Annotated in this window: 20 protein-coding genes; 15 read left to right on the forward strand and 5 right to left on the reverse strand. The window is 64.7% G+C overall.

The genetic code is table 11. The features are described from left to right. Position 1 precedes the first annotated feature (1 nt). The 5 genes from DC366_RS08680 (at position 2) to DC366_RS08700 (ending at position 6,814) form a co-directional block, all read left to right on the forward strand. Complete coding sequence (locus tag DC366_RS08680; RefSeq protein WP_108691822.1) at positions 2-1,414, forward strand: carnitine 3-dehydrogenase; 1,413 nt, start codon at positions 2-4, stop codon at positions 1,412-1,414. Positions 1,415-1,419: 5 nt separating this feature from the next. Further along, positions 1,420-2,580: an acyl-CoA dehydrogenase family protein gene (locus DC366_RS08685; protein ID WP_108691823.1), complete on the forward strand. Its 1,161-nt coding sequence runs from the start codon at positions 1,420-1,422 to the stop codon at positions 2,578-2,580. A 246-nt stretch (positions 2,581-2,826) separates the two neighbouring features. Beyond that, positions 2,827-4,866 (forward strand): acetate--CoA ligase family protein, encoded by a 2,040-nt coding sequence (locus DC366_RS08690; RefSeq protein ID WP_108691824.1) that lies wholly within the window; start codon positions 2,827-2,829, stop codon positions 4,864-4,866. Next, complete coding sequence (locus DC366_RS08695; protein WP_108691825.1) at positions 4,863-5,648, forward strand: carnitinyl-CoA dehydratase; 786 nt, start codon at positions 4,863-4,865, stop codon at positions 5,646-5,648. The genes DC366_RS08690 and DC366_RS08695 overlap by 4 nt, the downstream gene beginning before the upstream one ends. A gap of 137 nt (positions 5,649-5,785) precedes the next feature. Further along, the gene (locus DC366_RS08700) at positions 5,786-6,814 is read left to right on the forward strand and encodes a PAS domain-containing sensor histidine kinase (RefSeq protein WP_243405083.1); all 1,029 of its coding nucleotides are present in this window, start codon (positions 5,786-5,788) and stop codon (positions 6,812-6,814) included. Between the two features lie 128 nt (positions 6,815-6,942). On the opposite strand, the gene DC366_RS08705 is transcribed toward DC366_RS08700, so the two are convergent. Both DC366_RS08705 and DC366_RS08710 read right to left on the reverse strand, forming a co-directional pair. Further along, positions 6,943-7,971 carry an ACP S-malonyltransferase gene (locus DC366_RS08705; protein ID WP_108691826.1) on the reverse strand — a complete coding sequence of 343 codons (1,029 nt, stop codon included), beginning with the start codon at positions 7,969-7,971 and terminating at the stop codon, positions 6,943-6,945. Continuing rightward, complete coding sequence (locus DC366_RS08710) at positions 7,968-10,148, reverse strand: thiamine pyrophosphate-dependent enzyme (RefSeq protein WP_108691827.1); 2,181 nt, start codon at positions 10,146-10,148, stop codon at positions 7,968-7,970. Before DC366_RS08710 ends, DC366_RS08705 begins: the two co-directional genes overlap by 4 nt. A 144-nt stretch (positions 10,149-10,292) precedes the next feature. On the opposite strand from DC366_RS08710, the gene DC366_RS08715 reads away from it, so the two are divergent. From DC366_RS08715 to DC366_RS08740, 6 genes are all read left to right on the forward strand, one after another. Continuing rightward, positions 10,293-10,787, forward strand: a complete 495-nt coding sequence (locus DC366_RS08715; RefSeq protein WP_108691828.1) for an Lrp/AsnC family transcriptional regulator — start codon at positions 10,293-10,295, stop codon at positions 10,785-10,787. A 105-nt stretch (positions 10,788-10,892) separates the two neighbouring features. After that, a complete protein-coding gene (locus DC366_RS08720) occupies positions 10,893-11,987 on the forward strand; it encodes a saccharopine dehydrogenase family protein (protein WP_108691829.1) in 1,095 nt (364 codons plus the stop codon). Positions 11,988-11,997: 10 nt separating this feature from the next. Next, positions 11,998-13,509, forward strand: coding sequence for an L-piperidine-6-carboxylate dehydrogenase (amaB, locus tag DC366_RS08725; protein WP_439331654.1), 1,512 nt, complete (start codon positions 11,998-12,000; stop codon positions 13,507-13,509). Positions 13,510-13,573: 64 nt separating this feature from the next. Beyond that, complete coding sequence (locus DC366_RS08730; RefSeq protein ID WP_108691831.1) at positions 13,574-14,296, forward strand: energy-coupling factor ABC transporter ATP-binding protein; 723 nt, start codon at positions 13,574-13,576, stop codon at positions 14,294-14,296. Beyond that, positions 14,271-14,867 (forward strand): energy-coupling factor transporter transmembrane component T family protein, encoded by a 597-nt coding sequence (locus DC366_RS08735; RefSeq protein WP_108691832.1) that lies wholly within the window; start codon positions 14,271-14,273, stop codon positions 14,865-14,867. Before DC366_RS08730 ends, DC366_RS08735 begins: the two co-directional genes overlap by 26 nt. Before the next feature lie 81 nt (positions 14,868-14,948). Continuing rightward, a complete protein-coding gene (locus DC366_RS08740; RefSeq protein WP_108691833.1) occupies positions 14,949-15,491 on the forward strand; it encodes a biotin transporter BioY in 543 nt (180 codons plus the stop codon). Positions 15,492-15,700: 209 nt separating this feature from the next. Here DC366_RS08740 and DC366_RS19865 read toward each other — a convergent pair whose 3' ends face one another. Next, positions 15,701-15,865: an amidohydrolase gene (locus DC366_RS19865; protein ID WP_165802872.1), complete on the reverse strand. Its 165-nt coding sequence runs from the start codon at positions 15,863-15,865 to the stop codon at positions 15,701-15,703. Positions 15,866-15,876: 11 nt separating this feature from the next. Then, positions 15,877-16,380: a M20/M25/M40 family metallo-hydrolase gene (locus DC366_RS08745; RefSeq protein ID WP_207768682.1), complete on the reverse strand. Its 504-nt coding sequence runs from the start codon at positions 16,378-16,380 to the stop codon at positions 15,877-15,879. Positions 16,381-16,405: 25 nt separating this feature from the next. On the opposite strand from DC366_RS08745, the gene DC366_RS08750 reads away from it, so the two are divergent. Both DC366_RS08750 and DC366_RS08755 read left to right on the forward strand, forming a co-directional pair. After that, positions 16,406-17,869, forward strand: coding sequence for a mechanosensitive ion channel family protein (locus tag DC366_RS08750; protein WP_108691834.1), 1,464 nt, complete (start codon positions 16,406-16,408; stop codon positions 17,867-17,869). Positions 17,870-17,952: 83 nt separating this feature from the next. Then, positions 17,953-19,350 (forward strand): YbaY family lipoprotein, encoded by a 1,398-nt coding sequence (locus DC366_RS08755; RefSeq protein WP_165802877.1) that lies wholly within the window; start codon positions 17,953-17,955, stop codon positions 19,348-19,350. A 53-nt stretch (positions 19,351-19,403) separates the two neighbouring features. On the opposite strand, the gene DC366_RS08760 is transcribed toward DC366_RS08755, so the two are convergent. Beyond that, on the reverse strand, positions 19,404-20,750 hold the full coding sequence (locus DC366_RS08760) for a metal-dependent hydrolase family protein (RefSeq protein WP_108691836.1): 1,347 nt from the start codon (positions 20,748-20,750) through the stop codon (positions 19,404-19,406). A gap of 476 nt (positions 20,751-21,226) precedes the next feature. Here DC366_RS08760 and DC366_RS20610 point away from each other — a divergent pair, with 476 nt between their 5' ends. After that, on the forward strand, positions 21,227-21,427 hold the full coding sequence (locus DC366_RS20610; RefSeq protein WP_133176185.1) for a hypothetical protein: 201 nt from the start codon (positions 21,227-21,229) through the stop codon (positions 21,425-21,427). 262 nt (positions 21,428-21,689) lie between these two features. Then, complete coding sequence (locus DC366_RS08765) at positions 21,690-23,363, forward strand: Na/Pi cotransporter family protein (protein ID WP_108691837.1); 1,674 nt, start codon at positions 21,690-21,692, stop codon at positions 23,361-23,363. The last annotated feature ends 14 nt before the right edge of the window (positions 23,364-23,377 follow it).

Genomic DNA, 23,377 nt, shown 5'->3' on the forward strand with positions numbered 1-23,377 from the left:
TATGACCAAGAAAATGACGGCCGCCATCATCGGCGGCGGCGTGATCGGCGGCGGATGGGCCGCGCGTTTCCTGCTGAACGGCTGGGACGTGCGCATCTTCGACCCCGACCTGCAGGCGCAGCGCAAGATCGGCGAGGTGCTGGGCAACGCGCGCCATGCGCTGCCGATGCTGTATGACTACGCCATGCCCGAAGAGGGCGCGCTCAGCTTCCACGACACGGTGGCCGAGACGGTCGAGGGCGCCGACTGGATCCAGGAAAGCGTGCCCGAGCGGCTCGACATCAAGCACAAGGTCTATGCCGAGATCCAATCTGTCTGCGCCGAGGATGCGATCATCGGCTCGTCCACCAGCGGCTACAAGCCGAGCGAGTTGCAGCAGGGCGCCGCGCGCCCCGGCCAGATCATGGTGTGCCACCCGTTCAACCCCGTCTACATCCTGCCCCTGATCGAGATGGTCGGGACCGAGATGAGCGACCCCGCGCTTCTGGACCGCGCGTCGGAACTGCTGACCTCCGTCGGCCTCTATCCGCTGCGCGTGCGCAAGGAGATCGACGCGCATATCGCCGACCGCTTCCTTGAGGCCGTTTGGCGCGAGGCGCTTTGGCTCATCAAGGACGGCATCGCCACGACCGAGGAGATCGACAATGCGATCCGCTATGGCTTCGGCATCCGCTGGGCGCAGATGGGCCTGTTCGAGACCTACCGCGTCGCTGGCGGCGAGGCCGGGATGAAACACTTCATCGACCAGTTTGGCCCCTGCCTGCAGTGGCCCTGGACCAAGCTGATGGACGTGCCCGAACTGACGGACGAGCTGGCGCAGATGATCGCCGATCAGTCCGACGACCAGTCCGGCCACCTGACCATCCGCCAGCTGGAGCGCAAGCGCGACGGCAACCTGATCGCCATGATGCGCAGCCTCAAACAGCAGGGCAACGCGTCCGGACGGCTGCTGAACGAGCATGAGAAAACGCTGCGGCCCGAATTGCAGGAAGGCAACCCGATGCTCAGCCTGCGCCGCACGATCCCCGTCGACTGGACGGACGCGAATGGCCACATGAACGAGGGGCGCTATGGCCAGATCTTCTCGGACGCAGCCGAGGAGGTGATGGCCTTCGTCGGCGCCGATGACGACTACGTCGCAAACGGCCTGAGCTATTTCACCGTCGAGACGACCACGAAATATCTGGCCGAAACCCACGCGGGCGAGGCGGTCGAGGTGCATACGCGCGTGACCGAAGGCAAGGGCAAGAAGCTGCGCTGCATGCATGAGATGCGCCGCGCCAAGGATGGCGAAATCCTCGCCACCTGCGACCAGTTCATGCTGCATGTCAGCCTCGAGACCCGCCGCACCTGCGATCCCGCCCCCGAAGTCGCCGCCCGCGTCGAAGCGCTGGCCGCCGCACACCAGGAGTGACCCCAATGAATTTCGGATTGACCGACGAACAGGAAATGATCGTCTCGACCGTGCGCAGCTTTGTCGAGAACGAGATTTATCCCCACGAGGCCGAGGTCGAGCGCACCGGCGAGGTGCCGCCCGAACTGGCCGAAAAGATCAAGCAAAAGACGCTGGATCTGGGCTTCTACGCCTGCAACTTCCCCGAGGAGGTCGGCGGCGCGGGGCTGTCGCACCTCGAATTCGCATTGGTCGAGCGCGAGCTTGGCCGCGGCTCCATGGCGCTGACGCATTTCTTTGGCCGCCCGCAGAATATCCTGATGGCCTGCGAAGGCGAGCAGCGCGAGAAGTATCTCCTGCCCGCCGTGCGCGGCGAGCGGATGGACGCGCTGGCCATGACCGAGCCGGGCGCCGGATCGGACGTACGCGGCATGAAGTGCAGCGCCAAACGCGACGGCGGCGACTGGGTGCTGAACGGTACCAAGCACTTCATCTCGGGCGCCGATCATGCCGATTTCGTCATCGTTTTCGTCGCCACCGGCGAGGATCAGACGCCGCGCGGACCCAAGAAACGGATCACGACCTTCCTCGTCGATCGCGGCACGCCGGGCTTTACCATCCGCGACGGATACCGCTCGGTCAGCCATCGTGGCTACAAGAACATGATCCTTGATTTCGACAATTGCCGCCTGCCGGATGCGCAGGTGCTGGGCGAGGTTGATGGCGGTTTTGCGGTGATGAACGAGTGGCTTTATGCCACGCGCATCACGGTTGCCACCAACTCTGTCGGGCGCGCGCGTCGGTGTTTCGATCTGGCGCTGAATTATGCCGCCGAGCGCGAACAGTTTGGCCAGCCGATCGGCAAGAACCAGGGCATCAGCTTTCAGATTGCCGACATGATCACCGAAATCGACGCGGCCGACTGGCTGACCCTGTCGTCGGCCTGGCGCCTCGATCAGGGGTTGCCCGCCAACCGCGAGATCGCCTCGGCCAAGCTTTATGCGACCGAAATGCTGGCGCGTGTCACCGACACCACGCTGCAGATCTATGGCGGCATGGGCCTGATGGACGATTTCCCGATCGAGCGCTTCTGGCGCGATGCGCGGGTCGAGCGGATCTGGGACGGCACATCCGAAATCCAGCGCCACATCATCAGCCGCGAGTTGCTGCGCCCCCTGGGGGCCTGACAGTGGCCGCTCCAAGAAACCCCGGCCTTCGGCGAGGGAGACCGGAGCGAAAATAAAGAGGGGGGCCATTCCGGCGCCCCCTCTCGAAAGGCGAAACCTTTTCTCCTTGCACGGTCATCGGCGTCCCCGCCTGTACCGTGCATCCATACTGGACAAGAGTGGTTAATCATGCGTTACCGCCCGCTTCTTCTTGCAAAAAAATATCCTCGCCGAAGGCATGAAAACTCTTGATGAGGAGCATCCGACATGACGCGTGACCTCTCGCGCCTGATCCGGCCCAAATCCATCGCAGTCATCGGCGGCGGCGTGTGGTGCGCCTCGGTGATCGAACAATGCCGCCGCATGGGCTTTGACGGCCCCGTATGGCCGGTGCATCCCAAGCGCGCCGAAATGGGCGGGCTGAAGGCCTATCCCTCGCTGGACGATCTGCCGGGCGTGCCCGATGCCGCCTTTATCGGTGTGAACCGCAGCGCGACCATCGACACGGTGCAGGGCCTCGGCGCGATGGGCGCGGGCGGCGCGGTCTGTTTCGCCAGCGGCTTTCGCGAGGCGCAGGCCGAGATGGGGGACGGCGATGCCCTGCAGGACCGTCTGCTGGAGGCGGCGGGTGATATGCCAATCATCGGGCCCAATTGCTATGGCTTCATCAACTATCTGGACGGCGCGCTTCTGTGGCCGGATCAGCATGGCGGCACCCGCTGCGATCGGGGCGTCGCGCTGGTCACGCAAAGCTCCAACATTGCGATCAATCTGACGATGCAGGCGCGCGGCCTGCCGCTGGCCTATGTTGCGACGGCGGGCAATCAGGCGCAGACCGGCCTAGCCGAGATCGGCCGCGCGCTGCTGGAGGATAGCCGCGTGACGGCGCTGGGCCTGCATGTCGAGGGCGTCGGCGATCTGGCCGCGTTCGAGGCGCTGGCGGATCGCGCCCGCGCCCTCGGCAAGCCGATCGTCGCGCTCAAGGTCGGCAAATCGGCGCAGGCGCGCACGGCGACGGTGTCGCATACCGCCTCGCTGGCCGGCAGCGACGCGGGCGCGCGGGCGCTGTTGCGGCGACTGGGGATCGCGCAGGTCGATAGCCTGCCCAAGATGCTGGAGACGCTGAAGCTGCTGCATCTGGCCGGGCCGCTGCCGTCGAATCGCATCATCTCGATGTCCTGCTCGGGCGGAGAGGCCAGCCTGATGGCCGACGCCGCGGTCGGGCGCGACGTGACGTTCCCGCCGCTGGACGGCGTGCAGCACGCCGCCCTTCGCGCGGCGCTGGGGCCGATGGTGGCGCTGGCCAACCCCTTGGATTATCACACGTTCATCTGGGATGACGTGCCCGCGATGACCGAGGCGTTTACCGCCGCCCTGTCCGGTGACGTGGCGCTGGGCTGTCTTGTGGTGGATTTCCCGCGCACCGACAGGTGCAGCGATGCCGCCTGGGATTGCACCCTTGCCGCCGGCGCCGCCGCCAGCCGCGCCACGGGCAGGCCGCTGGCCTTCGTTGCCACCCTGCCGGAGAACCTGAGCGAGGCGGTCGCGCGCCGCGTGACGGAGGCCGGGCTGATCCCGCTTCTGGGCATCGAGGAGGCGATGATCGCGATCGAGGCTGCTGCCGCGCTGGGCGGCCAACGCGCCGCCACCGCGCCCGTGCTTTTGCCCGGCGATGATGGCCTGGCCAAGGTGTTGAGCGAAGCCGCCAGCAAGGCCGCGCTGGCCGCGCATGGCGTGGACGTGCCGCAGGCCCGGCGCGTGGAGGCGTCAGGATTGCAGGCGGCGGCGGGCGCCATACCTCTGCCGCTGGTCTTGAAAGGCGAGGGCTTCGCGCACAAGACCGAGGCGGGCGCGGTGGCGCTGAACCTTGCCACGTCGGACGCGGTGATGGCGGCGGCGGGCCGCATGGGCGCGCCGGCCTACCTGCTGGAGGAGATGATCACCGGCGCTGTCGCCGAGCTGTTGATTGGCGTCGTGCGCGACCCGGCGCATGGCCTCATCCTGACGCTCGCGGCGGGCGGCGTTCTGACAGAGATCCTGCAGGACAGCGCCTCGCTGATCCTGCCCGTCACCGAGGATGACATCACGGAGGCGCTTCAATCCTTGCGCATCGCGCCGATGCTGGCGGGGTATCGCGGCCAGCCGGGCGCAGACCGCGCGGCGATTGTGCGCGCCGTCATGGCGGTGCAGGATTACGTGACCGAGAACGCCGCCCAACTGCAAGAGGTCGAGATCAACCCGCTCATTTGCACGCAAACCCGCGCCGTCGCCGCTGACGCGCTGATTAGAACTGGAGAGAAACCATGACAGACAGCCCCATCAAGACCGAAACGCGCGGCCATGTGCTGGAAGTGACGCTGGACCGGCCCAAGGCCAACGCCATTGATCTGAAAACCAGCCGCCTCATGGGCGAGGTGTTCCGCGATTTTCGCGATGACGACAACCTGCGCGTCGCGGTTCTGACCGGCGGCGGCGAGAAATTCTTTTGCCCCGGCTGGGATCTGAAGGCCGCCGCAGATGGCGATGCGGTTGACGGCGATTACGGCGTCGGCGGCTTCGGCGGCCTGCAGGAGCTGCGCGGTCTGAACAAGCCGGTGATTGCCGCCGTCAACGGCATCTGCTGTGGCGGCGGGCTTGAACTGGCGCTGGGTGCGGATATCATCCTGGCCGCCGACCACGCGCAATTCGCGCTGCCCGAGATCAATTCCGGCACGGTGGCCGACGCGGCCAGCGTCAAGCTGCCCAAGCGCATTCCCTATCATATCGCGATGGAAATGCTGCTGACCGGTCGCTGGATCGACGCGGAAGAGGCGGCGCGCTGGGGCCTCGTCAACCGGGTTCTGCCCGCCGCCGACCTGATGGACGAGGCGCGCAAGATGGCAGATGAACTGGCGGGCGGCCCGCCGCTTGTCTATGCGGCGTTGAAGGAGATCGTGCGCGACGCCGAAGGCAAGGATTTCCAGACCGTGATGAACAAGATCGCGCGCAGCCAGTACGAGACTGTCGAGCGGCTGTATAATTCCGAGGATCAGCTGGAAGGCGCCCGCGCCTTCGCCGAAAAGCGTGATCCGGTCTGGAAAGGCCGCTAAGCGCACAATTGGGCCGCGCCGCACGCCTGCGCGGCCCAATGCTCACCAAACCCTTGTATTGGCGATGACAGCCCGCCGGAAAAGTGGTATCTGTCGAAAATTGCGTGGGGGTGACGGTTTAAGTGAAACAAAAAGACGTGAGTGGTCTGACCTGGCATGTGACGCCGGATCTGCTGGGATTTATGGATCGTGAGGGACGGTTTGTCGAAACCAACCCCGCGTGGCTGCGTGTTCTGGGATATACCGAGGCCGAGCTCGAAAACTGTCATTTTATCGATCTGATCCATCCGGACGACATGATGCGCACGCAACTGAACTTTGACCGGGTCAGTGCCGGGCTGCCCGTGCTGAACTTCGTCAACCGGTACCGGCGCAAGGATGGCGATTACGAATGGATCTCGTGGCACTCCGTGCCGGAGGACAAGCTTTTCTTCTGCTCGGGCCGCTGCGTCACGGACGAAAAGGCGAACGAGGCCGCGCTCAAGACCCGCGATGACGAGGCGAAGCTGCGCGAGCAGTTCATCGCCGTGCTGGGCCATGACGTGCGCAACCCGCTGGCCGCGATCAACGCCGCCGCGCGTGTGATCGGGCGCGCGACCGAGGATGCGCAGGTCCATGAAATGCTGGGCTCGATCGAGGGGTCGAGCGGTCGGATCGCGCGGCTGATCGACGATGTGATGGATTTCGCCCGTGCGCGGCTGGGCGGGGGCATGAATATCGACCGGGATGGCGAATATGATGTGAAGCCGATCCTTGAGCATACGGCGCAGGAAATCAGCCTTGCGCATCCCGATATCGAGATCATTACCGAATACGATTTCTGCGATCCGATCCATTGCGACGCGGACCGCATGGCGCAGCTTGTCTCGAACCTGCTTGCCAATGCGGTCACCCATGGCGAGCCGGGCGCGCCCGTCACGATGGGCGCCAAGGACCACGACGGATGGTTCTACCTGTGGGTCGCCAATCGCGGCGAACCGATTCCGCCCGAAGCCCGCGAGATGCTATTCGAGCCCTATACCCGCGCCGATCTGCGCCAATCACAGCAAGGTCTGGGGCTGGGCCTGTTCATCGCGCGCGAAATCGCGCGCGGCCATGGCGGCGAGTTGACGGTCGAATCGGATGACGAACGCACGGTCTTCACCTTCAGCATGAAGCGGCTTTGACCGCCCGCTAAAGCGTTTCGCCTTTAACCTGAGACATCAGATAAAGGTGAAATGCACACGACGCTGATATGTCGCGCGCGTTTCGCGAAAATCGGTGATTCAGGTTTTTCGCGAAACGCTTTAGCCGATCAATCGGTGACGACCGCGCGCTGTTCCTCCAGCCCCATGGACACCAGCAGCGGCGTGTCGGCCTGCCGCGCCTGAAACGCCTCCTTGCTGTCCATACCGCCCCAGCCCGCCGCGACCAGCGATTGCGCCACCGCCCCTCCCAGCGTGTTGCCCGGCCCGGTGACGATGAACATGTCGGGCGCGAATTCGCGCGCCGCGATCTGGATCGCGCGGGTGAAGTCGTAAGGCTCCGTCACCTGATGGCCCAGCGTGTAGTCGTAAAGCGCGCTTGTGTCGGTGGCGCCCGGCCACCAGATCGCGCCGCGCCCGTCGATCATGGGCAGCTCTGGCTGATGAAACAGGGACGCGGGCAGGGCGTCTCGCCCTTGCTGCGCCACGGGCCCTTGCAGGTGAGTATGGAACGCCGCGTGATGCGGCAGGCGCATCGGGAACCGCTCATCAAGGCGCGGCACGGCGGCCTCGAACGCCTTCAGCCCCGCCTCGTCGCCCGCCAGCACCAGCATTCCGCCGAGATCGATGGACAGGCGCAGCACGGCGTCGCCTGCGTCGATCTGCGCCACTGTCGCCAGCAGGTCGGCCTTGCGCGCAGGATCAGCGCGCCAGTCGGGGCCGATGCAGGGATAGACCAGCTGCCCGCCGATGGAGGCCTCCTGCATGAGGCGGCCCATGGTGTTGACCACCTGAAACCCGCCTTCCGCGTCCAGCGCGCCCGCGGCGGCCAGCGCGATATACCAGCCCATCGAATTGCCGGTGACGGCGACCAGCTCGATATCCTCGGCCAGCGCGCGGCGGTCCAGATAGGAGGCGGCGTAGATCAGCGGCGAGGCGGCATCGCCCACGGTGTGAACCGCATTGGAAAACCGCTCGGCGCCGTCCAGTTCGGTCACTGGCGTCTGGCCTTCGGCGCGGCGCAGGTCGTCGAACGTGTCCAGCAGCGGATGGCCCGCGTGATGGCGCTGCAGATAGCCCAGCTCGGGCTTGTTATAGGTGCCCCGTCCGGGGCAGATCAGAACGGCGCGGCACGTCATTCGCAGGCCTCCCTTGCAGCGGCAACGATGCTGTCGCGCGATGGCATGGTGGCCGCATAGGCCGGGCCGGTGGCGATGAAGCTATCCTCGGCAGCGATGCGGCTGACCGGCAGTTCCGCCCGCTCGACGAACAGCGCCATCAGCCCCTCGGCCTGCCCGCCGGTGCGGCGGCACTCATCCACGATCAGCACCGATTTGCACCCGCGCGTTGCGTCCAGCAGCGCCTGTTCCGGCACCGGCGCGATCCAGCGCATGTCGATCACGCGCGCGTCGATCCCTTCGGCGCGCAGCACCTCCTGCGCCTGCCGCGACAGGTAATAGCCGTTGCCATAGCTGACGATGGCCAGATCCTTGCCCTGCCCATGCACGCCGACGCTTTCCAGCGGGATGCGTTCGTCTGGACTGGGATAGGTGCCCATCCAGCCGTTATCGCCCGTCTCATGCAGATCGCGCATCGGGTAGAGCGCGATCGGCTCCACGAAGACCACCACGCGCTGTTCCTCGCGCGCCAGCCGCACGGATTCGCGCAGCATCATCGCGGCGTCCGGGCCATTTGAGGGGCAGGCGATGATGATGCCGGGGATGTCGCGCAGCACGGCAAGGCTGTTGTCGTTGTGGAAATGCCCGCCAAAGCCCTTCTGATATCCCAGCCCGGCAATGCGCAGCACCATCGGGTTGGTAAATTGCCCTTGGCTGAAAAACGGCAGCGTCGCCGCCTCGCCGCGCATCTGGTCCTCGGCATTGTGCAGATAGGCCAGAAACTGGATTTCGGGCATCGGGATGAAGCCGTTATGCGCCATGCCGATGGCGAGGCCCAGAATGCTCTGCTCGTCCAGCAGGGTGTCGATCACGCGGTCGGTGCCGAAGCGCTGGTGCAGGCGCTGCGTCACGCCGTAAACGCCGCCCTTGCGGCCCACATCCTCGCCCATCACCACGATCTCGCCATGCTCCAGCATGAGGTCGGTCAGCGCCCAGTTGATGAGGCGGCTCATCGGCTGCGGCTGATCGAGCTGGCGCATGTCGCTGCCGAAGGCGGCCTCGCGCTCCTCCGCGCTGGGGCCGTTGGTGGGGGCGCAGTCGCGTTTCGGGGGGATGATGCTGGCCATGACATCGGCGGCGGTTCTCAGGCGCGGGCGTGTCACGGCCTCTTCGGCGACGCGGGCAACGCGGGCGTTCGTTTCCTCATAGATGCTCAGCGCGTCCTTGCGGTCCAGCGCGCCCGCCGCGTCCAGCAGGCGGACGGTGTGCAGCAAGGGATCGCTGGCCTCCTCCGCCTCGACCAGCGATTTCGGCAGGTAGGTGGTGGGCAGATCGGCGCCCGCATGGCCGTAAAGGCGCACCATCGTCAGATGCAGGAAGGCCGGCTTGCGCTGCGTGCGGACGTAATGCGCGGCCTCTGCCGCCACCTTGGCGGTGTCGTAGATATCCAGACCGTCGGCGTGGAAATACCGGATGCCGGGGCGGTGCTGCATCGACGCGGCGATCCAGCCTTTGGGTGTCTGGGTGGAAATGCCGATGCCGTTATCCTCGCAGACGAAAAGCATGGGCATCGGCACCGATTGGACACTGGTCCAGCCCGCCGTGTTGATCGCGCCCTGCGCGGTGGAGTGGTTGGCGGACGCATCGCCAAAGGACGCCATGGCGATGCCGTCATGGGGCAGCGCGCGATGCTCGGGCGGGCGGCGGCGCGCCAATCCCAGCCCGTAGGCCGCGCCGACCGCCTTGGGCAGATGGCTGGCGATGGTCGAGGTCTGCGGCGGGATCATCAGCGCGCGCGAGCCCAGCACCTTGTGCCGCCCGCCGGAAATGGGATCTTCGGACGAGCAGGCAAAGCTCAGCAGCATGTCCCAGGTGATCGACTGGCCCGGCACCTGGCCTGCGCGCGCGATCTGGAACGCCGCGTCGCGGTAGTGCAGAAACGCGATGTCATCGGGGCGCAGGGCGTGGGCGACGGCCGCCATCCCCTCATGCCCGCTGGACCCGATGGTATAGAACCCTTGCCCCGCCTTTTGCATCGCGCGGCTGGTACGGTCCAGCGCGCGGGACAGGCATTGCGCACGGTAGAGCGCCACCGCCTCCGCATCGCTCAGCGCGTCATTCGGTGCGGCGCCTTGCGGCAGATCACCGGCAGGCACGCGGGCGAGGAAGTTTTCATGCACGATTTCTGCGCGGTCCATCGCGTGTCTCCGGTCTTGTGCGATTTGCCGCGCACATTGCCCGCCGCCCGCGCGCGGTGCAAGCAGGCAATGGCGCCCGCCCTTGACGAAGGGCGCGGCAGGGCGTGATAATCCGGCAAATCACCGGAAAGAGCGGCATTTTGCATGAGAGATGATCTGGACCGGCGCATCGTGCGCGAGTTGCAAAGAAATGCGCGTGCGGCGACGTCGACCATCGCCGCGCGGCTGGGCGTCGCCCGCTCGACCGTGCACGAGCGCGTGTCCCGGATGGAGCGTGACGGCACCATCGCAGGCTATTCCGTGGTGCTGACGCACAACCCCGCCGAAGAGCGTATCGAGGTGCTGATGCTGCTGGAGATCCGCCAGCAGGAGACCCGCAAGATCCTGAAAAAGCTGGAAAGCTATACCGAGGTGCGCCTGATCCTGTCGATCAACGGCGAATATGACCTTTTCGTCAGCGCGCAGGCGCCCCGGATCGAGGATCTGGATGTGTTCGTCGATGAGGTGGCCGAAATCCCCGGCATCCTGCGCACCAACACGTCGGTGGTGTTCGGGCGCAAGCTGGACCGCAGCTATGACGAGGCGGCGCAGGCCGTATCGCGCCATCTGCTGAGCAAGGATCGCGATTTCGGCGGATGATCCCGACAGATCGCCGGAAAGGGGTGTCTCGATCGGCATTTTGCCACCTGTTCGGCGAGTGGACGGGTGCGCATCCTTGGAGCTGACACAAAAAGAGGTTTGCACATGGATGTCTGGAAAATAGCAATCGTCGGCGCGGGCAAGATCGGGCAGATGATCGGCACGCTCTTGCAGGGCTCGCCGCATTATGAGGTGACGGTAATCGACCGGGACGCCGCTGGCCTGAAGAAACTGGCCGATTCCGGCATCAAGGTGGCGCAGGCCGATGTTGGCGATGATGGAGTGCTGGCCGATGCCCTGAAAGGTCATGATGCCGTCATCAGCGCCGCACCCTTTTTCCTGACGCCGCAGATTGCCGCGGCGGCCAAGACGGCGGGCGCGCATTATTTCGACCTGACCGAGGATGTCGCCGCCACTGCCGCCGTGCAAAAGCTGGCCGAGGGGGCGCAGACCGCGTTCATGCCGCAATGCGGCCTCGCGCCCGGTTTCGTCGGCATCGCGGGCGCCGATCTGGCCGCGCAGTTCGACGAGCTGGACACGCTGTCGCTGCGGGTGGGGGCGCTGCCGCTCTATCCGACGAATGCGCTGAAATACAATCTGACCTGGTCCACCGACGGGCTGATCAACGAATATTGCAACCCCTGCACCGCTCTGGTGGATGGCGAGCTGCGCCAGCTGGCTCCGCTGGAGGATCTGGAGGAACTGGCGCTCGACGGCACCGATTACGAGTGTTTCAACACCTCCGGCGGCCTTGGCACGCTGGCCGAGACGCTGAAGGGCCGCGCGCGGCGGGTGTCCTACCGCACGATGCGCTATCCCGGCCATTGCGCGATTCTCAGGATGCTGCTGCATGATCTGGGGCTGGAGCGGCGGCGCGATCTGCTGAAAGACATCTTCGAGACGGCGCTGCCGCGCACCGATCAGGATGTCGTGGTGGTCTATTGCACCGCCACCGGCACGAAGGACGGCATCCTGCGCGAGCGCAGTTTCATCAACAAGACCGTCGCGCGCCAGATCGACGGCAGGCACTGGACCGCGATCCAGATCACCACCGCCGCCGGCATCCTTGCGGTTGTCGATCTGATGCGCACCGGCAAGCTGCCCGCAAGCGGTTTTGTGGGGCAGGAGCAGGTGAAAATGACGGACTTCCTTGCCACCGAGTTCGGGGGGCTTTACGCACCCGGTAGAGTTACTGGATAGGAGCATGCTCGTGAGCACTTCAAAAGATACATCGCTGAAAACCGTTCTTGGCAATCTGGGCCTGAAGGACGGCGATCTCAAAGGCGGCACGCTGGCCGTCCACTCGCCCGTTGACGGCAGCCTGATGGCGGAACTGGCCGAGACCAAGGGCGCCGAGATGGACCGCATCATCAAGGATGCCAATACCGCGTTCAAAGCATGGCGACAGGTGCCCGCGCCCCGCCGCGGCGAGCTGGTGCGCCTTTTGGGCGACGAGTTGCGCGCGGCCAAGGACGATCTGGGCGCGCTGGTCAGCTGGGAGGCGGGCAAGATCGTCTCCGAGGGCCTTGGCGAGGTGCAGGAGATGATCGACATCTGCGATCTGGCCGTCGGCCAGTCGCGCCAGCTGTTCGGTCTGACCATCGCGTCGGAGCGTCCCGGCCACCGCATGATGGAGACGTGGCACCCGATGGGCCCCGCAGGCGTCATCACCGCCTTCAACTTCCCGGTCGCGCCATGGGCCTGGAACTCGGCGCTGGCGCTCGTGTGCGGCAACCCGGTGATCTGGAAGCCGTCCGAAAAAACCCCGCTGACCGCGCTTGCAACGCTCAACATCTTCGAGCGGGCGCTGAAGAAATTCGGCGATGCGCCTGACAATCTCTTGCAGGTCGTCATCGGCCGCGCCGATCTGGGCGAGGCGCTGTCGGCATCCAGGGACGTGCCGATCATCTCGGCCACCGGCTCCACCCGCATGGGCCGCGCCGTCGGTCCCAAGGTGGCCGAACGCTTTGGCCGCTGCATTCTGGAGCTGGGCGGCAACAACGCGATGATCGTGGCGCCTTCGGCGGATCTGGATATGGCCGTTCGCGCGATCACCTTCTCGGCGGTGGGCACCGCAGGCCAGCGCTGCACGTCGCTGCGCCGCCTGATCGTGCACAAGTCGATCAAGGACGATCTGGTGCAGAAGCTTGAAAAGGCGTATTCCGGCCTGCCCATCGGCAGCCCGCTGGAGGACGGCACGCTGGTTGGCCCGCTGATCGACAAGGCGGCAGGCGACGGCATGGAAAAGGCGCTGAGCGCGGCCAAATCGCAGGGCGGCACCATTATCGGCGGCGGCAAGGCCGAAGGCGTGGACGGCGGCGTCTACGTCAATCCCGCCATCGCCGTGATGCCCAGCCAGACCGACATCGTGAAGGAGGAAACCTTCGCGCCGATCCTTTATGTCATGGAATATGACACGCTGGACGAGGCGATCGAGATGCAGAACGACGTGCCGCAGGGCCTCAGCAGCTGCATCTTCACCCTCAACGTGCGCGAGGCCGAGCGGTTCGTGTCCGACATGGGCAGCGATTGCGGCATCGCCAACGTCAATATCGGCCCCTCGGGTGCCGAGATCGGCGGCGCATTCGGCGGCGAGAAGGAGACCGGCGGCGGCCGCGAGAGCGGATCCGATGCCTGGAAGGGCTACATGCGGCGCCAGACGAACACTGTCAACTACTCCGACGAATTGCCGCTGGCGCAGGGCGTCAAGTTCGACATCTGAGCCTTGTCTTGATGCCGCCCGCGCGGCTAGACGTTGCGGGCGGTTTTGAGAGGGCGGACGAAGATTGGCGCAGCCACTGACACTGGACAACGTATCGCTCGCCCTTGAGGGGCGGGCGATTTTGCATGGGCTGACCCTGACCGCGCAGGAGCGGCGCATCGGCATCGTCGGGCGCAACGGGTCCGGCAAAAGCACGCTGGCGCGGGTGATCGCAGGGCTTCACGCGCCGGACGCGGGGCAGGTGCGGCTCTTTGGCGTCGATGTGGCGCGGGATCGCAAGGCCGCGATCCGCACGGTCGGGATCCTTTTCCAGAACCCCGACCACCAGATCATCTTTCCCACCGTGGACGAGGAAATCGCCTTCGGCCTCACGCAGCTTGGCCAGTCGAAGGCCGAGGCCGCGGAAGGCGTGCGCGCCATCCTGCAAGACTTTGGCAAGGCGCATTGGCAGGGCGCCGCGGTGCATCCGCTCAGCCAGGGGCAGAAACAACTGCTCTGCCTCATGGCGATCCTCGCCATGCGTCCCCGCCTGATCGTGCTGGACGAGCCGCTGTCTGGCCTCGACATTCCCACCCGGATGCAGCTGACCCGCTATCTGGAGCGGGTGGAGGCGCATCTGCTGCATATTTCTCACGATCCGGCCACGCTGGCGGGTTATGATCGCGTGATCTGGATCGCAGACGGGCGCATCGCGCAGGACGGGCCCGCGCGCGACGTGCTGGGCGCCTATATCGCCGATATGGAGCGGCTGGGAGGGATGGATGATATCTCTGACCTCGCCGGTTGAAACGCGCGCGCATCGCTGGCCCGCGGGGGCCAAGCTGGCGGCGCTCTGCATCGCCACGATGGCGCTGTTCGCGCTGGACAGCGTCGCGGGGCAGGGCGCGGCCTTTGCCGTGATGCTCGCGCTTTACGCGGCGCCGGGGGCGGTTTTCTTGCGCAGCGGTGTGGCGCGGCTGCGGATGCTCTGGCCGTTTCTGGCGGTGATCGTGATCTGGCATCTGGCGACGGCGACACCAGCGCAGGGCGCGGTGATCGCGCTGCGGCTGGTAACGGCAGTGGGGCTGGCGAATCTCGTGACCATGACAACGCGGCTGTCGGACATGGTCGATGTGGTGCGCTGGCTGGCCGCGCCGCTGCGCCGCGTGGGTCTGAACACGCGCGCTCTGGAGCTGGGGATCGCGCTGGTCATCCGCTTCACCCCCAAGCTCGCGGCCAAGGGCGCGGCGCTCGGGCAGGCGTGGCGCGCGCGCTCATCGCGCAGACCGGGCTGGCGCATCGTTCTGCCCTTCACGCTGATCGCGCTGGACGACGCCGAGCATGTGGCCGACGCGTTGAAGGCGCGCGGCGGGATCTGACTGCGCTGCCCCGACATTTTCGGTTGCCAGCCGCGGTCATTCCGGCGCAACTGTCACGATATCGCCAACGGGAGGCAAACCATGGAACGCAACATCGCCCTAATCGCCCTTTTTGCCGCGCTGATCGCGGCGCTGGGACTTGTTCCGGCGGTGATGCTGCCTTTCGGCGTGCCGATCACCGCGCAATCGCTGGGCGTAATGCTGTGCGGCACGGTTCTGGGCGCAAGGCGCGGCACGCTGGCGGTGCTCCTGTTCCTCCTGCTGGTCTTTCTGGGTCTGCCGCTGCTGTCTGGCGGCAAGGGCGGGCTGGGCGTGATCGTCGGGCCGACGGGCGGCTTCGTCATCGGCTTTCCGGCCGCGGCCTTTGTCGCGGGTCTGATCACCGAACGCTGGCGCCGCGGCCCGGTCGCGCTGTCGGCGGGCGTTGCGGCAGCGGCAGGGGGCGCGGTGCTCTATGCGTTCGGCATCATCGGGATGTCGCTGGTGCTGGACAAGACACCGCTGCAATCGGCGCTCTTGGTCACCGCGTTCATTCCCGGCGACGCGATCAAGGCCGTGATCGCCGGACTGGTCACCTCCGCCCTCTATCGCGCCCGGCCGCGCGCGGTGCTGTCCCGCGCCTGACGCCGCAAGCTATAAAGTGCGCGGCATCTCCCAGCGCAATAGCCGTTGAAGTCGCCGGATGCGGGCACTCATCCCATGGCAAAGGCGTATGACGACTGCGGGTGCGGTGATCTGGCAAAGAGCCAGCACCGTGCCGCGCGACAGGTGAAAATCCGTCATGACGTCGTCCCGTGATCTTTCGCAATCAACGGGCGCCCGTGGGCGTTGTCCTAATTCGCAAGTAGCCCCAGCAGGGACACCGCGCCGATCTTAGCGCCCAGGGGGATCGCATCGAGGTCCACAACGAAGTTCGGGTTATGGGCCGAGAACGGAACCATGCGCCCGTCCGCCACGGCGGCCTGAAATTCCGCCGGTTCGGCAATTCCTACAGCCATGTAGGCCACTTTCACTTCTCGGTTCCCGCCATGATCGTTCCGGACCGCGCGGCGACCAGCCCGGTCGCCACAGGCGCAGTATGCAGCGCCAGAAGATAATCCGGGATCGGCACATCATGGGTGGTGTAAAGCCCGTCATCCACCATCGCTGCGGCGCCGGTGATCGGCTCCTCGGCAGGCTGGCCGACGAAGATCAGCGTGCCGGACCAGATGTCCTTGTTCTCGGCCATGACCTTGGCCACGCCCAGCATCCAGGTCACATGCGCGTCATGCCCGCACATATGCGCAACCGGAACTTCGACGCCATCGGGACGGGTGACGCGCACCGTGCTGGCATAGTCGAGGCCGGTCGCCTCCTCCACCGCGTTGGCGTCCATGTCCGCACGGTACATCACCGTCGGACCGTCGCCGTTGCGCAGGATGCCGACGACGCCGGTCTCGCCGATCCCGGTTCTCACCTCATATCCGAGCGTCTCGAATTTGCGCGCGATAATCCCGGCAGTGCGGGTCTCCATGAATCCAAGTTCGGGATTCTGGTGAATGTCCTTGAAGATTTCGGTCAGGCGCGATCCGTCCGGATCGATTGCGTCCGTGACCCGCGCCATCAACTCGGACGAAACACGCTTCCCGCCGGGGCCCTCCTGCGTCGCCACCTCCTGCGCGCCGACATGGTTTACGGGCATCGCCAACAGGATCGCGGTCGCGCAGTCCGGCAAAACCGGCGGCACACCCACCGACACGTCCGGCGCGGCACCGGCCGACGAGGATGACGCCGCCCCGGAAACCCCGGCCTACCTTGCCGGTCTCGACAACCCTTCCATTCCGCTGGACGAACTGCGCCTGCGTCTCGTGCCGCTGACGGCTGCGGAGCTTGCGACGCTCGCCGAGGCATGGCAGGCCAACGCGCGCGACGCGACCCTTGCCGTGGTTCAGCGAAATCTGGAACTGCGCGAGGCGGGCGGGGCCGCAACCGATGCACAGCTGGCCGCGCGCGAAGATCTGCTCGACACGCGCGAGGACATCTTCGAAAGGTACAGCGCCGTCGTCACCAGCCTTGAGGCGAAGGGCGGCGATGCGGAGGTCATCAAGTCGCTCAGGATCTACCGAACCGCCATCTCGGTCGAGGAAGCGGCAACGCTTGAGCCGCGGGAGATTGCGGTCAATGTGCTTGCCTGGCTCGTCTCGCCCGAGGGCGGGATCGACCTGGCGATACGGATTGCGGTGGTGCTGGCCGCGCTTCTTGGGTTGCTCATCGTGGCGAGGATCGTGCGCGCGTGGTCGCGGCGCATGTTCGGGCGCGTGCCGAACCTGTCGAAGCTGCTGCAAGGGTTCCTTGCCATGGTCGTCTATTGGCTGGTGATCGCCGTCGGCCTGATGATCGTGCTTGCGGCGTTGGGCGTCAACGTCACGCCGCTTTTCGCGCTGCTGGGCGGTGCGTCCTTCATCGTCGCTTTCGCCATGCAGGACACGTTGGGCAACCTGGCTGCGGGGCTGATGATCATGATCAACCGGCCCTTTGACGAGGGCGATTACGTCACCGCCGCGGGCGTCGCGGGCACTGTGCGCAAGGTGTCTGTCGTGTCGACCACGGTGACGACGCCGGACAATCAGTTCATCGTGATCCCCAACTCCAAGGTCTGGGGCGACGTGATCATCAACACCACCGCATCGGACACGCGCCGTGTCGATCTGGTCTTTGGCATCGGTTACGAGGATTCGATCGAAGAGGCGCAGGAGACGCTGGAGAATGTGCTCGCGCAGCATCCAAAGATCATGAAAGACCCCGCGCCGGTGATCCGTGTCAACGAGTTGGGCGCAAGCTCGGTCAACTTCATCGTGCGCCCCTGGGTGCGGGCCGAGGATTACTGGGACGTCTACTGGGATCTGACCCGGCAGGTGAAGGAAGTCTTTGACGAGCGTGGCCTGACCATCCCCTTTCCGCAGACCGAGATGCGCATCAAGGGCGATTCAAAATCCACCGAGACATTTGCGCCGGCCGAATAACGCGCCGATGCCGCCCATCGCCGCGTGTGGGTATGCTGTTCCGATCTGCGCGTATATCATGCGATAAAACAGGAGTATCCGGAATGCAGAAAATACTGGTTTGGATCGCGGCGGCTCTGGCGCTGGCTACCATGTCGCAAACGGCAGCCGCGCAGGTGATCGAGGTGACCGCCACTTATCGCGAGCGGATCGCGCCGCCGCCGGACGCGCGGCTGGTCAGCGTGCTTTTGGATGTGTCGCGCGCCGACGCCCCCGCCGCCGAGCTGGGCCGGACCGAGATCGCGGACGCGGGAATGCCGCCCTATCAGTTCGAGATCGCATATGACCCCGCCGCGATCGACCCCGCCCATCGCTATGCGGTGCGCAGCACGCTGTTTGCCGGAGAGCGGATGATGTTCACGACGGACACCCATGTTCCGGTGTTGACCCAAGGCGCCTCCGACCGCGCCGAGATCACAATGGTCCGCGTCGCGCAGGAGCGGAGCGAATTGGAGGATAGGGGCGCGCTGACCTATGGCCTGTCCCTGCCGGCGAGCTTTACGGGCCGGCTGCCCTGCGCCGATTGCGAGGCGGTCGAGCATCATCTGGACCTGTGGCCGGATCAGGCGTTCCACCTGCGGCGCACATGGATCGGCGGCAGCAAGGATGGCACTGTGCAGAGCGATCTGGGCCTGTGGTCTGCGCTGCCGGAAGACAATGCGCTGAAGCTCTGGGGTCTGGGTGACGCGCCCGAAACATGGCGCGTCGTGGACCCGCAAACCCTGCGCGCCATCGACGCGGAGGGCGACGTGGCTGCCGACACACTGACCGGAGACGGCAGCCTGAGCGAAACCGATCTGGAGGGCATGTTCCTCGGCGGGATGATGACCTACATGGCCGACGCCGCGACCTTCACCGAATGCGCGACGAACCGCAGCTATCCCATCGCGCAGGAGGGCGACTACCTCGCGCTGGAGCGCGCCTATCTGAACCAGACCGCAGGCCCCGGTGTGCCGCTTTACGTGCATGTCGAGGGATCGCTGCTGATGCGCCCGGCGATGGAGGGGGCGGACCGGCGCAGTCTGGTGGTGGACCGCTTCATCCGCGCCCGCCCCGGCATCACCTGCGAGCGCCAGCGCGCAGATGCGTCACTGACCGGCACCTATTGGCGCATAGACAGTCTGCTAGGCGAGGCGGTCGAGATCGCGGAAGGCGCGCGGGAGCCGCATCTTTTGCTGACCGCGGGCGAGGAGCCGCGCTATGCCGCGACGGTGGGCTGCAACCAGATGGTCGGGGGATACGAGGCGAGCGATGACAGCCTGACGCTGGCCGTCGGACCCGCGACGCTGATGGCCTGTCCGCCGCCGCTGGATGCGACGGAACGCAAGCTGAACGAGACGCTGAGGGCGGTGAAAAGCTATGCGATCAGCGGCGAGACGCTGGCGCTGAAGGACGACGCCGGAGAGGTGGTCGCGCTGTTGACGGCGGTCTATTTGCGATAGAAATGCGACGGGCGCGGACCTGATCCGCGCCCTTGCAACGATTGGCGGTGCGATCACTCGGCCTGCGCGTTCTTGTAGATCTGCCCATCCTTCATGATGACGACCAGATTGGCCGGATCCGCGATCAGGTCGATATCCGCCAGCGGATCACCGTCGATCAGCAGCAGATCGGCCAGCGCGCCTTCCTTGACCACGCCCAGTTCGCCGTTGTAGGGGCTGCGCTTGCCCGAGAGCGCCAGAAGCTGCGCGTTGTCATGGGTTGCCATCTTCAGCACCTCGGCAGGTTCGAACCAGCGCACCATCTTGGCCAGCTGCGCGCCCTGGCGCGGCGCCAGATTTGGATCGAACAGCGTATCGGTGCCCCAAGCCAGGTTCACGCCGTGTTTCTTGGCCAGCTCATACGCGGTATCGGTGCCGTTTGTCATCTCCAGCTGCTTGGCACGGTTGGCCGAGCCTTCGGGGAAGGGAATGGAATCCTCGTCATCCAGAAAGGGCTGCATGCTCCACCAGATCCCCTTGTCGGCCATGATCTGCACCGTTTCCTCGTCCAGAAGCTGGCCGTGGTCGATGCACTTCACACCAGCATTGATGGCCGTCTGCACCGCGTCGGGCGTATAGGCATGGACGGTGACATAGGTGCCCCAATCCTCGGCGGCCTCGACGGCGGCGCGCAATTCGTCCTCGGTGAACTGGCTGACATCCAGCGGATCGTAATCCGAGGCGACACCCCCGCCCGCCGCCAGCTTGATCTGGCTGGCGCCGCGCATCAGTTGCTCGCGCACCCGGCGCAGCACCTCGGCGCGGCCATCGGCGACGGCGGCAAAGCCCTGCAATTCGGTATGGTGCAGGGACACGTTCGAGCCGCGCGGAATGTCATGCACCGTGCGGTAATCACCATGCCCCGAGGTTTGCGAGATCATCGCGCCCGACGGCCAGATGCGAGGACCGGGGGTGATGCCCTCGTCGATGGCACGTTTCAGGCCGAAGGTCGGCCCGGCCAGATCGCACACCGAGGTGAAACCGCGCATCAGGATCCCCTCGGCGGCCTGTCCGCTGATCAGGGCGATATAGTTGGGATCGCCCGTCATCATGGTCGGGATCGGAATAGTCGACAAGGTGATATGCGAATGTGCGTCGATCATCCCCGGCATCAGTGTCTTGCCCGCGCCGTCGATGATGCGGGCGTCGTCATCGGCATCGATGGCATCGGTCGAGATGGTGTCGATGACATTGCCGCGCACCATCACGTTCGAGGGCGGCGAGAGCGCCGCGCCGGTCCCATCAAAGATGCGCACGTTCTGAAAGATCGTCGTCGCTGCGTCCTCTTGCTGGGCCGATAGAGGTCCGGCCAAGAGCGCGCCGAATGTCAGCGACAGCGCGGCGTGGCGAAAGAAAATCATACCGTATCTCCTCGGGTTGGGATCGCCCCGGATCACGCCGGACATAGCGGGCTGGCTCTCCGGTCCATCCGCGAAGTGTCGCAGCGCAAGGGCGTCATGGTCAACGGCGAAGTTGGATGACAACGCGAAGAACACCAGCCACGAGCAACCGGTTTTCCCGGTCACAAATCAATCGGCCAAAACGAACAACTTCCGAAACGATCCTGCGCAATCTGGTCAAAACCCTTGCACATCGTGTTTTCGCAGCTAACCATTCATGCAAGGGCGCCGTGCAAAGGCACGCTGTCAGTTCCAGCTTCAGGGCCCATGACCTTGGATATAGAGCGCCTCGTGGTTGATCCCCATCTTTGTGGTGCTCGAGCTGCAGGAGGAAACCGCGTCTGCTCAGCCCCTCTCATTGAAGCTTCGTCTCAACTGCCGGGCAATGGACAACGGGTTCTGCTACATTTCTGGCGGCGTGGCTGCAGGATGAGAAGATGGACCACGTTCGCGGGGCACCATTCCATCCCCAAATCCGGGGCAAGATCGAGTGCTGTCACCAGACGATGAAGAACCGGGTTCTGCTGAAAAACTACTATCTGCCCGGCGATTTTGAACACCGGATGACTTCACTTTCGTCGCAAAAACCGGTCCGCATTTGTCCGGCAGCAGCCGGGGCAGTTCAGAGACATTTCTGAGTTTCGGGCAAAGCAGGGCGGCGGCGACGTTCTTTGCGACGCCGCCGAGGCCGTTCAATTTTACGATCATGGCTCGAAGCCAGTCTGCGATCCTAACGCGACTGATTGCAAAATTTTGCTATGCATTGGCAATATTTTATGGTTTGTGACTGTTGTCTGTAGCAGGTTCTGTGCGCAATAAACTCTTGAAGGTTCGAATATCCTAGAACGGCTTGCCAATTTTCGACCGGCGCGAAGCGCACGGGCCGTGAGGGGCTAGATCATGGCCATACTTTTGTTTTCGTTAAATCTTTCAGGTTCCGTGATGTTGCTGCTCTTCGCGGTACGCATGGTGCGAACTGGAATCGAGCGCAGTTTCGGGGCGCAATTCCAACGCTGGCTGACCGAAAGCACCAGTTTGATCGGCTCAGGTGTCACGGGAACCGTGCTTGCGATAATTTTGCAAAGCTCGGCTGCTGTCGCGTTGCTGGCGGGAGGCTTTGCCGCTGCGGGTTACCTGGCGTTTCCTGCGGGACTTGCCGTTGTGCTGGGTGGGGATCTGGGCTCGGCGTTGATCATTCAGGTCCTGTCATTCCGATTGGATTGGCTAATTCCGCTTCTGTTGACCATCGGCGGTTTTCTCTTTGTAAAGACCGAGGGGCGCCGCTGGAGGCAAGCCGGCCGCATCCTGATGGGTGTCGCCTTCATCCTGATTTCGCTTCAATTGCTGCGCGAAACGATGGAGCCGATAAAGGATAGCGCGTTCTTGCCCGCCATCGCCCAATATCTTGAGCGCGATTTCATCACTGCGTTTCTGGTGGGGGCGGCGCTCGCCTTCGTGATGCACTCCAGCGTGGCGGCGATCCTGATGTGTGTCGCATTGGTGCATATCGGCGCGATCCCCTTTGCGGCCGGGCTTTCGCTGGTGCTGGGCGCCAATATGGGAAGCGCGGGAATTCCCGTCTATCTTACGCGCGGGATGGACATCGTCGGGCGGCGCATTCCGATTGCAAACCTCATGCTGCGGGGGGCATGGGCGTTGGCGACGCTGCTGGTGATCAACTTGGCGTTGGACCCCGATCACCTTCTGGTGGTCGGGCCCGGTCAGTCGCTGATTTACGCTCATATCTTGTTCAACCTGACCCTGTTTGTCGTCGCCCTGCCGCTCTGCCGTCCATTGGAGGCCGTGCTTTGTGCGATGATGCCAGGCCGAGTGCAGGAAGAGCCTGAACAGCGTGACGAGGTCAGTGTTCTGGACCAGGATGTCATTGGATCCCCGCAATTGGCCATTGCCAGCCTCAGGCGCGAGATCCTGCGCATGATGGGGCTGGTCGAGCGGATGTTCCTGCCCATCCAGTCGGTGTATGAAAGTGGGGACAAGGCGCGGATGCGCACGATCAAGTTTCAGGATCGCTCGGTCAACGCCGCTTTGCTGGCCATACGTCGCTACGTTGCCGATATTCCGCTGGACAAATACACCAAGGACGAAGCCAAGATCGTGCGGAGCCTCATGGAATACGCCATTCGGCTTGAGTCGGCCGGCGATCTGGTTTCGGGACAATTCCTGCGCACTGCGGCGGAAAAGCGCGACGAGAACATTAGCCTGTCCAGCGATGGCTGGGCGGAACTGGTGCATATGTTCGAGCGGGTGCGCGCCAATTTCAAGCTGGCCAGCAACGTCCTGATTTCGGATGATCTGGAAAGCGCGCGGCTGTTGGTCATGGAAAAGACCGAGATGAAGCAAACCGAGCGCAGCAGTCGCAAGCGCCACCTCCAGCGCCTGTCAGAAGGGCGCGCCGACAGTTTCAAGTCCAGCGACGTGCATCTTGAAACACTGCGTGCATTGCGCGATCTCAACGGACATATTTCGGCTGTTGCGTATCCTATCCTCTATCGCAGCGGCCAGTTGCTGGAGACGCGTCTGATCCAGAACATGGACGACGGCCGAGACGATTGACGCGCCTCACGTGC

Source organism: Pelagivirga sediminicola, assembly GCF_003072125.1.
Classification (GTDB): domain Bacteria; phylum Pseudomonadota; class Alphaproteobacteria; order Rhodobacterales; family Rhodobacteraceae; genus Roseovarius; species Roseovarius sediminicola.

Bases quoted from the DNA above. Each gene is read 5' to 3' on its own strand.
- DC366_RS08705 (WP_108691826.1), bottom strand. From the start codon at position 7,971: ATGACGTGCCGCGCCGTTCTGATCTGCCCCGGACGGGGCACCTATAAC.
- DC366_RS08765 (WP_108691837.1), top strand. From the start codon at position 21,690: ATGGCCATACTTTTGTTTTCGTTAAATCTTTCAGGTTCCGTGATGTTG.
- DC366_RS08760 (WP_108691836.1), bottom strand. From the start codon at position 20,750: ATGATTTTCTTTCGCCACGCCGCGCTGTCGCTGACATTCGGCGCGCTC.
- DC366_RS08755 (WP_165802877.1), top strand. From the start codon at position 17,953: ATGCAGAAAATACTGGTTTGGATCGCGGCGGCTCTGGCGCTGGCTACC.
- DC366_RS08740 (WP_108691833.1), top strand. From the start codon at position 14,949: ATGGAACGCAACATCGCCCTAATCGCCCTTTTTGCCGCGCTGATCGCG.
- DC366_RS08735 (WP_108691832.1), top strand. From the start codon at position 14,271: ATGATATCTCTGACCTCGCCGGTTGAAACGCGCGCGCATCGCTGGCCC.
- DC366_RS08695 (WP_108691825.1), top strand. From the start codon at position 4,863: ATGACAGACAGCCCCATCAAGACCGAAACGCGCGGCCATGTGCTGGAA.
- DC366_RS08690 (WP_108691824.1), top strand. From the start codon at position 2,827: ATGACGCGTGACCTCTCGCGCCTGATCCGGCCCAAATCCATCGCAGTC.
- DC366_RS08745 (WP_207768682.1), bottom strand. From the start codon at position 16,380: ATGGAGACCCGCACTGCCGGGATTATCGCGCGCAAATTCGAGACGCTC.
- DC366_RS08750 (WP_108691834.1), top strand. From the start codon at position 16,406: ATGTCCTTGAAGATTTCGGTCAGGCGCGATCCGTCCGGATCGATTGCG.
- DC366_RS19865 (WP_165802872.1), bottom strand. From the start codon at position 15,865: ATGGCTGTAGGAATTGCCGAACCGGCGGAATTTCAGGCCGCCGTGGCG.
- DC366_RS08685 (WP_108691823.1), top strand. From the start codon at position 1,420: ATGAATTTCGGATTGACCGACGAACAGGAAATGATCGTCTCGACCGTG.
- DC366_RS08710 (WP_108691827.1), bottom strand. From the start codon at position 10,148: ATGGACCGCGCAGAAATCGTGCATGAAAACTTCCTCGCCCGCGTGCCT.
- DC366_RS08715 (WP_108691828.1), top strand. From the start codon at position 10,293: ATGAGAGATGATCTGGACCGGCGCATCGTGCGCGAGTTGCAAAGAAAT.
- DC366_RS08720 (WP_108691829.1), top strand. From the start codon at position 10,893: ATGGATGTCTGGAAAATAGCAATCGTCGGCGCGGGCAAGATCGGGCAG.
- DC366_RS08680 (WP_108691822.1), top strand. From the start codon at position 2: ATGACCAAGAAAATGACGGCCGCCATCATCGGCGGCGGCGTGATCGGC.
- DC366_RS20610 (WP_133176185.1), top strand. From the start codon at position 21,227: ATGGACCACGTTCGCGGGGCACCATTCCATCCCCAAATCCGGGGCAAG.